The 9,938-nt window shown below is 59.9% G+C and carries 7 protein-coding genes and 1 pseudogene; 5 read left to right on the forward strand and 3 right to left on the reverse strand.

Annotated elements, in window-relative coordinates; translation table 11 throughout:
- The first annotated feature begins 90 nt into the window (after nucleotides 1–90).
- Nucleotides 91–4,659 (forward strand): Ig-like domain-containing protein, encoded by a 4,569-nt coding sequence (locus UB90_RS21745; RefSeq protein ID WP_065326549.1) that lies wholly within the window; start codon nucleotides 91–93, stop codon nucleotides 4,657–4,659.
- 341 nt (nucleotides 4,660–5,000) lie between these two features.
- Here the strand turns inward: UB90_RS21745 and UB90_RS21750 are convergent, their stop codons facing one another.
- On the reverse strand, nucleotides 5,001–5,918 hold the full coding sequence (locus UB90_RS21750; RefSeq protein ID WP_227513964.1) for a LysR family transcriptional regulator: 918 nt from the start codon (nucleotides 5,916–5,918) through the stop codon (nucleotides 5,001–5,003).
- A 64-nt stretch (nucleotides 5,919–5,982) separates the two neighbouring features.
- Here UB90_RS21750 and UB90_RS21755 point away from each other — a divergent pair, with 64 nt between their 5' ends.
- Together UB90_RS21755 and UB90_RS21760 are read left to right on the forward strand one after the other, a co-directional pair.
- The gene (locus tag UB90_RS21755) at nucleotides 5,983–7,170 is read left to right on the forward strand and encodes a CaiB/BaiF CoA transferase family protein (RefSeq protein WP_065326548.1); all 1,188 of its coding nucleotides are present in this window, start codon (nucleotides 5,983–5,985) and stop codon (nucleotides 7,168–7,170) included.
- On the forward strand, nucleotides 7,160–8,296 hold the full coding sequence (locus UB90_RS21760; RefSeq protein ID WP_065326547.1) for an acyl-CoA dehydrogenase family protein: 1,137 nt from the start codon (nucleotides 7,160–7,162) through the stop codon (nucleotides 8,294–8,296). Before UB90_RS21755 ends, UB90_RS21760 begins: the two co-directional genes overlap by 11 nt.
- Before the next feature lie 230 nt (nucleotides 8,297–8,526).
- Here the strand turns inward: UB90_RS21760 and UB90_RS23190 are convergent, their stop codons facing one another.
- The gene (locus tag UB90_RS23190) at nucleotides 8,527–8,862 is read right to left on the reverse strand and encodes a hypothetical protein (protein WP_065326546.1); all 336 of its coding nucleotides are present in this window, start codon (nucleotides 8,860–8,862) and stop codon (nucleotides 8,527–8,529) included.
- A gap of 39 nt (nucleotides 8,863–8,901) precedes the next feature.
- Here UB90_RS23190 and UB90_RS23195 point away from each other — a divergent pair, with 39 nt between their 5' ends.
- Nucleotides 8,902–9,366, forward strand: coding sequence for a hypothetical protein (locus UB90_RS23195; protein WP_065326545.1), 465 nt, complete (start codon nucleotides 8,902–8,904; stop codon nucleotides 9,364–9,366).
- Here UB90_RS23195 and UB90_RS21775 read toward each other — a convergent pair.
- Complete coding sequence (locus UB90_RS21775) at nucleotides 9,320–9,598, reverse strand: hypothetical protein (protein ID WP_065327192.1); 279 nt, start codon at nucleotides 9,596–9,598, stop codon at nucleotides 9,320–9,322. The genes UB90_RS23195 and UB90_RS21775 overlap by 47 nt on opposite strands.
- A 43-nt stretch (nucleotides 9,599–9,641) precedes the next feature.
- Here UB90_RS21775 and UB90_RS23015 point away from each other — a divergent pair.
- Nucleotides 9,642–9,938 (forward strand): annotated as a pseudogene (locus tag UB90_RS23015) (recombinase family protein); the annotation flags it as partial.

The raw sequence follows: 9,938 nt of genomic DNA on the forward strand, positions 1-9,938 counted from the left end.
CTCCTGATGGCGCTCTCACCGGCAGCGGCATGTTTTGGCATGCTTGCGCAGCGGCAGCGCAGGGCAAAGTGGCCGGGCGGGAGGTTGGGAATGGTGACACTGATGAAAATTGCAGCGGCGGTGTGGGGCAGGCTTGAGAGTCTCACCCGCAGATCTGTGACCAAAGTTGCCGTTTGCAGCGCGCTGGCCGTGATTTCACTGCACGGGTTCACTCAGTCAGCGCTCGCACTGGACGCACGAGTAAAGGCTTATCCGACCATGCCGGGCGGACAGTGCTTTGCTAGGGTGCAACAAGATCCCCGAGGTGCCAGCATTCTCTTCTATGAAGGCTTCAACACTTTGGCCGCTGGAGGAAGTTTTTTTTCCCACAACGACGGCGCTATTGTGCTCCGTCCGCCGATCACGGTCGCGTGGTTGGAGGCGAACTGCGGTTTCACGAATGTGACGGGGCTTGTCCAAGACGGCGCGGATGGCACTGTCGCGTCTGATGATCAAATGTTCGTCCGGTTCACAGCAGATGTACCTGGCATAGGTCGGTATGATTTTGACCACGGGCTGTACGGGGTGACCGATACTGTGGTGAAGCGAGATGTCGTGCTCACTGATCCTGTTCCGACCGTTACCCTTTCGGGTCTGAGCAGCACCTTTATTAATCCTCAAACCGTCACCGCAACCTTTAGCGAGACGGTCAGCGGTTTTGATGCATCGGACATCCAGGTGACAAACGCCACCATTTCCAGCTTCGCCGGGTCGGGTGCCACCTATACGTTCACAGTCTCACCCGATACGCCGGGCGCAGTAACGGTCCTTGTACCTGCAGGCGTGGCGACCGACAGTGTACCGTTCCCAAACCTTGCCTCAAATACACTGTCCGGCACGGCTGAAGGGATCAGCAGCATTACAGCGGATTTCACTGCTAACCCTGGATTCGGAATTTCGGTGCCGCATACAGTCTTCTTCACAGACCAATCCTCATCTACTCCACCGGCGTTGAAGACTTGGAACTGGGACTTTGGCGACGGAGGTACCAGCACGGCACAGAACCCTATACACACATACACGAGCTATGGCACCTATACCGCAACGCTGGAAACCTGCGTCTACACGACCTGCGACACCCAGAGCATGACCATCGAAGTGGTGGATGTTCCTGCCACCATGACCCCGTCTCTGTCCGGATTTGGCGGCAACGTGGTAGGCACGCAGACCGTGACAGTGGAATTCAATGCGGGCGTGGATACATCAGATGCGTTGCAATTGTCGGATTTTGACGCAACCAACCTGACGCTCTCAAACCTGTCTGCAGGGTCGCCGACGCCCGCATATGGCCAGACGCAGACCTACACTTTGACCGCGACGCCGGATGGGGACGGGGCCATATCGCTGACTCTGCCAGCAGGTGCGGTGTCCAATTACCGCAGCGTAGCAAACACGGCCTCCAACACGCTCTCTGGTTTTGTGGACACCACTGCGCCCACCATCACGCTGGTGGACGCGGGCGCCAGCACCGCCCCCTATGTCGGCTATAGTGCAGTCCTCGAATACTCACCCGGGACGATATTTGTGCTCGGATACTCGGCCACACTTCCGGGGACGGTCACCCTTACGGGTACGAGTATCCTTCCCGGCAACCAGATGCGATATACGATTGTCCCGCAACGTGATGGACCGGTTTATGTGACCTTCCCCGCAGGGATGTTCCGGGACGTTGCCGGTAACTTCAGCGCCGAGACTCGGCTCGATTTGGGGTATGCGGATGTGGATGAGCCGCGACCGGAGATCACCGGTGTGCCCGCATCGGTGGGTGGTGAGTTTGAGGCAACCATTACGTTTTCCAAAACCGTCGAAGGCTTCACCGGATCGGACATTCAGATCAGTGGCGGTACGCTCTCGTCCCTCTCGGGGAGCGGTGCGAATTATACCGCCCGGATCACACCGGACGGCAGCGCTTCAATCACGGTTTCCGTCCCGGCAGATGCGGCACAACATGTGGCGGCCGCAGGGGTGCCCGGTGTTTTCTCTGTCGCTGCGGCCCCGGTGAGCACGGTCTATAACACTACCCCGGTGGCCAATGCGGGGCCGGATCAAGTGGTACAAAGTGGTGCGCAAATCACGCTGGATGGCAGCGCCAGTTCCGACCCGAATGGAGATGCGCTCGCCTATCTGTGGAGCGCCCCCACAGGCATCACTCTGAGTGATGCGACGGCAGTACAGCCCAATTTTACCGCGCCTTCTCCCGCGCCAGGTGGTTCCGATCAGCTGCTGTCGTTTACGTTGACGGTTGATGATGGCACTGACACGCACCAGGACACCGTCGACGTCACGGTGATGGCTCAGGTCGCCGCGACACTCGCGGGGTTGCCGTCCGATATCACCGGCCCCGAGACGATTACTGTCGACTTCAGCAGTGATGTCACCGGCTTTGATGAGACCGATCTGCAGCTGCAGAACCTTTCTATCAGTAACTTTGCATCAACTTCGCCAAGCTCATATCAATTTGATGTTGCTCCGATTGCGCGTGGTTCGGTCTCGATCACTCTCCCTGCCGGGGTCGCACAGGATAGCAGAGGCAACGCCAATGTGGCGGCCTCCCTCACCGCGACCGGCTTTACCAATACCGCGCCCTTGGCAGATGCCGGAGCGGATCAAGCGGTTGGTGGCGGTGTGCTCATCACTCTGGATGGGTCTGGTTCATCCGATGCAGATGGCGACAGCCTGACCTATCTCTGGACACCCCCTGCAGGCATAGTCCTTAGTGATGTGACGGCGGAACAGCCAAGTTTTACGACACCCACCCCAGCGCCGGGTGACCCTGATCAGGTGCTGTCGTTTACGTTGACGGTCGATGATGGCACCGAGACACACCAAGACATCGTCGACGTCACGGTGATGGCTCAGGTTGCCGCCACGCTCGCGGGGTTGCCGTCCAATATCACCGGCTCCGAGACGATTACTGTCGACTTCAGCGGTGATGTCACGGGCTTTGATGAGACCGATTTGCAGCTGCAGAACCTTGCACTCAGCGCTTTTGTGAAACACTCACCCAGTTCCTACCAGTTTGATGTTGCCCCGCTGGCACGCGGCTCGGTCTCGATTACTCTCCCAGCCGGGGTCGCACAGGACAGCAGAGGCAACACCAATGTGGCGGTCTCCCTCACCGCGACCGGCTTTATCAATACCGCGCCCTTGGCGGATGCCGGAGCGGATCAGGTGGCTGGTGGCGGTGTGCTCATCACTCTGAATGGATCTGGCTCATCGGACCCAGATGGCGACGGCCTAACCTATCTTTGGACAGCGCCTGCAGGCATCACCCTGAGTGATGCGACGTCGGAACAGCCAAGTTTTACGACACCCACTCTTTCTCTTGGTGACCCGGATCTGGTGCTGGATTTTACTCTCACCGTGAATGACGGCACCGAAACCCACAGCGATCAGATCAGGATCACCCTTCGCACTGATGTAAGCGTGACACTTACCGGGCTGACCGATAGCTATAGTGGTCCCGGTCAGCACCAGATCGACATTCAGTTTTCGCGGGCGGTGAGCGGTTTGACCGCGAGCGATCTGGTGATCTCCGGCGGCGAAGTTCAGTCGCTCAGCGGAAGTGGTGCTCGTTATCAGGCACTATTGCTGGCCAGCGGTCGGGGTGATCTCTCGGTTTCTCTTCCTGCGGGCGTAACCCATGACAACAATGGTATTCCAAATGCAGCGTCGAACCAGATGACTGCAGTGAACCGGATTATCGAACAGACCAGTCAGTTGATTGCCGGCTTCATGCAGGCCCGTGCCAACAATCTGATCAGCAACCAGCCGCGCGTCGCAGATTTTCTGCTGGGGCGCAGCTCCGACAACCAATTGAACGCTTCTGTCACCCGGGGGCAGTTCAATATGGATATGGCGGTCTCTCCACGAGGCGGAGCATGGGCCAGTTTGCGCGCTGCCTTTAGTGAGAGCGCCGGCCAAGACAGCGGCTATGCGCTGGCAGCGGTTGGTCGACACATTGAAGTGCAGCCAAATTTGCTGTTGGGCGCAATGCTGCAAATGGACTATGCGAAATCCACCGAAGGGCCTGCCGAGGTAGAGGGCTATGGCTGGCTGGTCGGTCCTTATGCGGTTTATCGCCTGCCCGATCAGCCGGTGATATTCAGCGCGCAAATTCTCTATGGGCAATCGCAAAACGAAATCGCACCATTGGGAACCTATCGCGATCAGTTCAAAACCGAACGCTGGCTGGCGCAAATCGGTGTCACCGGAGAGGTCATCAGTGGCGACTGGACCGTATTTCCCTTCCTGACGGCCACTCATACTCGCGATGATCAGCGCGCTTATATTGACCACCTTGGCAACATGATCCCGGTTCAAGGAATTCGGTTGACCAACGTGGAGTTAGGCGCAGATTTCGAACTGCAACTGACTCATCAGGCCGGTGGGCGAGTTCTGACGGGAGGGGTTTCGGGCATCTGGTCAGAAACCTCAGGCTCCGGTGCTGCCGCCCTGCGCGAACCCACCTATGAAGGTGGCCGAATGCGGCTGGAGCTAGGCTACGGTGGGGTATTGACAAACGGTGGCCGGTTTCAATTCAGCGCATACGGCGACGGGTTCGGGGCGAACGATTACTCAAGCTACGGTGTCGAGGCGAGCTATTCTTTTGCATTCTGATGAAGGCGCAGAGTGAATGCCGGACACTTGGGAGGGCACGTCGCCGAACATGCCGCTTTCGCCTAAGCATGGAAAGAGAAGTTCTTATCTGTGTAGTCCGCTGTTCGCGACGATCGTCCTCATCTCGTCCTGGTAGGGCTTGCTTGGTGCTTGGCTCCGCATAGGCAATGGGATGCGTTCGCGCCTGCAAAATACTTACACTGTCCGTCCCACTTTCGGTTCATGCTCAGCCATACATCTACAGAACCAATATTGTGTTTGGGCTTGTCGTGACATGCTGGAGCCAGAACAATAGACGCAATTCAGGATGCCGCGGATTAGCGCCGGGCACCACCTGGCGCTCAGGGCGGCAGGCTGAAACAGGCTTCGGCAAAGGCGGTAAAAGCCTGGGTGATTGGTCGCTTGAGCGCCGCGCTGCGATGGGCAAGGGCGATCTGATGCTGCGGCGGGCGACCGTTGAGCGGCACCCGGATCACCGGACTGCCATCATAGCACGGGCCGTCTGGCAGGTCGGTTGCCAGCAGGCCAACGCCAAATCCGTTGGCCACCATTGACCGCAACATTTCGATCGAGCCGGTTTCGTGGGCCACCCGCACCGGAACACTTGCATTCTGCAACAGAGACAGGAAATAGCCGCGGCTGTGGGGCAGGTTCATCAGGATGACCGGCTCCTGCGCAAGGTCTTCGGCGCGAACGCTGGGCTGCTGTGCCAACTTGTGCCCCCTCGGCAGAAGGGCGTAGGGCTCGGCGGCCATCAGAGGTGTGATGACAAAATCGGACGGAATTCCGAAATCGTACAGCAGCGCCAAGTCGATCCGGCCTTCGCTGAGCCAGTCGAATAGCGTTTGCAGGTCGCCTTCAAGGATGCGAACTTCGGCGTCGGGCCGGGCGTCCAGAAAGCGGTGCACCAGCTGCGGCGCATAGCGCGGGCCGAGCGTTGAAAACACCCCCAGAGTCAGGAACTCCGGCGTGCCCTCGCCGCCGCTCAGCACCCAGCGGGCCTGTTTCTCCAGTTCGCGCAGCTGTGCAAGCTTGTGCTGCCCGTACGGGGTCATCTCCATCCCGCGCCCGGGGATGCGGATAAAGAGCTTCTGTCCGAACACTTCCTCGCAGCGGGCGATAGCCAGCGAAACCGAGGGCTGGGACGTGTTCAGCGCGCGGCTCGCCGCGGCAGTGCTGCCAGTGTCCGCGACCGCCAGCAGGATTTCAACCTGGCGAAAGTTCAATGGTATATTCATATTGGTATAGCCTTCATACACACCCAGTATTTCCGAATATAGCAAACCGGACGCTATCCTTCAGCAAGCAATTGATGGGGGGCGCATGTTCGAAGATGGCAAAACGGCAGGCCGCAGGCCGCTGGAGGGAATCCGGGTTCTGGACTTTTCCCGGGTTCTAGCCGGGCCCTACTGCACGGCGCTGATGGCCGATCTGGGCGCAGAGGTGATCAAGGTGGAGCCGCCCGCGGGCGATGATTACCGCCACATCGGCCCGTTCAAGGACGGCGAAAGCCTTCTGTTCCAATCGGTGAACCGCGGCAAGAAATCCATCGTTCTGGATTTGAAATCCGAGGACGGGACTGCGGCGGCACGGGCGCTGGCAGAAGAGTGCGACGTGCTGGTCGAAAACTTCCGCCCCGGCGTGATGGACCGGTTCGGGCTGGGTGCGGACACACTGTGTGTGGCCTGTCCCCAGCTTGTCTATGTGTCCGTGTCCGGGTTCGGCCAGACAGGCCCGAACCGGATGCTGCCGGCCTATGACGTCATCATCCAGGCGATGAGCGGGCTTATGGATATGACTGGCGCCGAGGACGGCCCGCCGATGATGGCCGGAGATGCTTTTGCCGACGTTGCAGGCGGCATGTTCGCGGCTTTCGGAGCGATGGTGGCGCTGTTTGACCGGGAACGCAGCGGCAGAGGGCAGCATGTTGATTTGGCACTTTATGACTCGCTGGTGTCGATGATGCCGGTGGCGGCCTGCCGGGCACTGATGGCGGGTGAAACGCCAAAGCGGACGGGCAGCAAACACGCGCTGTCGGCACCCTTCGGCACCTATTCGGCTGCGGATGGCAGTTTCACCGTCGCAGTGCTGAATGACCGGATGTTTGCGCGCTTTGCAGAAGCCATCGGCACGCCGGAGCTGGCGGAGGATCCGCGTTTTCTTAGCGATGCCTTGCGGCGGCAGAACGAACCCGCGCTGGCGCAGCATATCGAACGCTGGGCCGCAGCGCGCAGCGCGCAGAACGCAGTAGCGGTTCTGTCCGAGGCACGCATTCCGACCGCGACCCTCTGTTCGGTGTCCGAGGCCTGGGGCTCGACGCAGGCGCAGGCGCGCGGGCTGGCCTCGGTGGTAGAGCACCCCATTCTTGGAACGGTAACGGTGCCGGAGCAGCCCGTGCATTTCAGCGGCGCGCCGCGGGGCGGACGCCAGTCAGCGCCCGCCCTGGGCGCCCACACTCAAGACATTCTGCAACAACTGCGGCAAAACAGGGAGAGCCCCGATGAGCATTGATCTGAACAGCGAAGAACAGGCCGTCATCGGCCAGATCGAGCGGTTTTCGAACGAGGTGCTGGCGCCTGCCGCTGCCGCGATCGATGCAAAGTCCCAATTTACAACCTTGCATCTTCCGGCACTGGCTGAGATGGGCATCATGGGGATGAACCTGCCCGAAGCCCATGGCGGCATCGGTCTATCCGGGCCTGCGCTCTATTGCGCGGTGGAGGCTGTCGCGGCGGCCTGCGGCTCTACCGCCTCGATGCTGACGGCGCATTTCCTAGCCACGGATTCGCTGCTTCTGGGTGCGGATGAGGCGCTGCAGCAGCGCATTCTGCCCGCAGCGGCAGCGGGCCAGGCGCTGGGGGCCTTCGCCCTCACGGAACCGATGGCTGGCTCCAATCCTGCGGACATGCGCAGCACCGCCACCCGCGACGGCGACGGCTACTGGCTGAAGGGCTCCAAATGTTTCATCTCCAATGCGGGAGAGGCTGATTTCATCGTGGTCTATGCCAAGACCGACAGCGCAGTCGGTGCTCGTGGAGTCAGCGCCTTTGTGGTGGAACCGGGCAAGACTGATGGTATGGAAATCGGCAAGCGCGAGGAAACCATGGGCCTGCGCGGCGGCCATGTGTTCCCGATCTCGTTTGACTGCCGCGTACCCGCGGAAAACCGGCTGGGCGACGAGGGCACCGGGTTCCGCACCGCGATGAAGGTGCTGGACAACGGCCGCATCGAAGTGGCCGCGCAGGCCACCGGCATTGCGCGCGCAGCGCTGGGTGCGGCTGTGTCCTATGCCAAGGAGCGCGAGGTTGGTGGACGGCCGATCGGCAGCTTCCAGGGGCTGCAGTGGATGCTGGCCGACAGTGCCACCGAACTGGCCGCGGCGCGGGCATTGGGGCTTCAAGCCGCCCGCAAGCGGGGAACCGGAGAACGGTATTCCACGGACTCGGCCTTTGCCAAGCTGTATGCCAGCGAGGCGGCCTGGCGCATCGCAGACCGGGCGCTGCAGATCCACGGAGGATACGGCTACACCCGAGACTTCCCGCTGGAACGCTACCTGCGCGACTTGCGGATCTTCCGGATTTACGAAGGATCCTCGGAAATCCAGCGAACCATCATCGCCCGGGAAATGCTGAGCTAGCTTTTAGGTGAATCTCATGTCTGTGTGTACCTCTTTTGAAAATTGTTTCGGCACAGTAAAATTAGGGAGGTATTGTGAAGCCCTGCTGTGCCGACTGCGCCGAAACTTTTGTTTGCGCAGGTGCAGCGAACTCCTCCTTCAACGGACAGCAGTGCAGCATTTCGAATAGGCGGTAGAGGGCCGGTCGCGCTTCACGACGCGGCCTCATGCCCTAGACTTTGCAAAGGGCGCTATCTGCGCAAAGCGGTCGCAAGACGTTGCCCATCCTCGGCGACCACCTCCGGCTTCATCTTGTTCTGCAAGATGCCAGGCTTCGCTGCGATGGCCTTGCGAATGGCGGCAAGATGCTTTTCGGCATCGGCGCGGTATTCCTCGAGATGATCGAATTCCGATACCAGATCATGCAGCATCGCCAGTCCCTTCCGGTCACCGGTAATGGCCAGCATGGTGCCGCCTTGAGTGAGCGCGGGCATGCTCAGGCTGAGCCTCTTGCCGTTGCCTCTGGGATCCTCGAGCCACTTGCGAAAGAGCGGCAGGCTCTTGCGCGCCGCGGTTGCCGCGTCCATGTACCTGCGATCCGATATACTTTCCTGCAGGGCCTGTAATTGGCTGAAGTAAGCCTGCCCCAGCATTTCATGGGATTGTGCCTCAAGGTGCTCCCTCGTTTCCCGTTCAAAGTCCTCAAAACGGCTGCGGCGCTCAAACAACGATGGGGCACGCTTCAACGTGTGCTTTCGAGCCGTGATCGTCTGGAGCAGATTGCCAACGACATCATTCTAGATATGAAGATGAAGCCGCGCCTGAACGCGGGCAGAGGGAACACCATGCTAGTCGCAGGCTCGATTCCCGAGGCATGCGATCTCTTTGAGATCTTCCGCAAGTCCGGGTCAATTCTGGCCGACAAGTGCGCGATCGTAACTTCCTACAAACGCGTCGCCCCGGAAATCACCGGTGAAGAGGCCGGCATGCCTCACGACTCGGATCAGTTTGAGCAGATCAGGCTCAGCAACGTGCAATGGAAACTTAATGCAAATCGCTCCCACATACAGATGTGCCGCGCAGTACCCTAGCCTGCGCGGCATAGGGTTTGCTGACGCCGTAGGTGCCGAAAAAATTGTAGGATACGATACTGACCGCACCTTCCGGATGTATGACTTCCGCCCCAGCTTTGGAAGCGCGATCATTGAACTGCGCCGCGACCTCTGCCGCCTCGGACTCGCGTCCGGTGGCCCGCCCCAATTGTTCGGCCAGCGCCTCCCAAGAGTTGGAGCCATAGTTCAGCACCATCACCGGAAATCCCATTGCTTCTAGTTCGGGGACGAAAGGTAAGACGCTGTCGCCGCCAGTGGCAGAGCCCCCTGCCCTGCGGCTGCATCCCAGCCTGTCGACCCGGTACCGCGAGCTGATTGAAGATCTCGCTCGCTCTCTGAACGCGCCCGACGTCAAACGAGAAGCGGCAGAAGCGCTGCGGGGGCTGATTTCAGAGGTTCGTATGGTGCCGCACACGGCAGCGCGCAATGGCCATGCCATTGAACTTATTGGGGAACTTGCAGGTATTTTGCGTTTGGGAGGACTGGATGCAACAAAGCCTCCGCGTTTTGCGAGGGCTGTGTCGGAAACGATGGTTGCGGGAGTAGGATTT

Source organism: Tritonibacter mobilis (genome assembly GCF_001681715.1).
GTDB lineage: Bacteria > Pseudomonadota > Alphaproteobacteria > Rhodobacterales > Rhodobacteraceae > Epibacterium > Epibacterium mobile.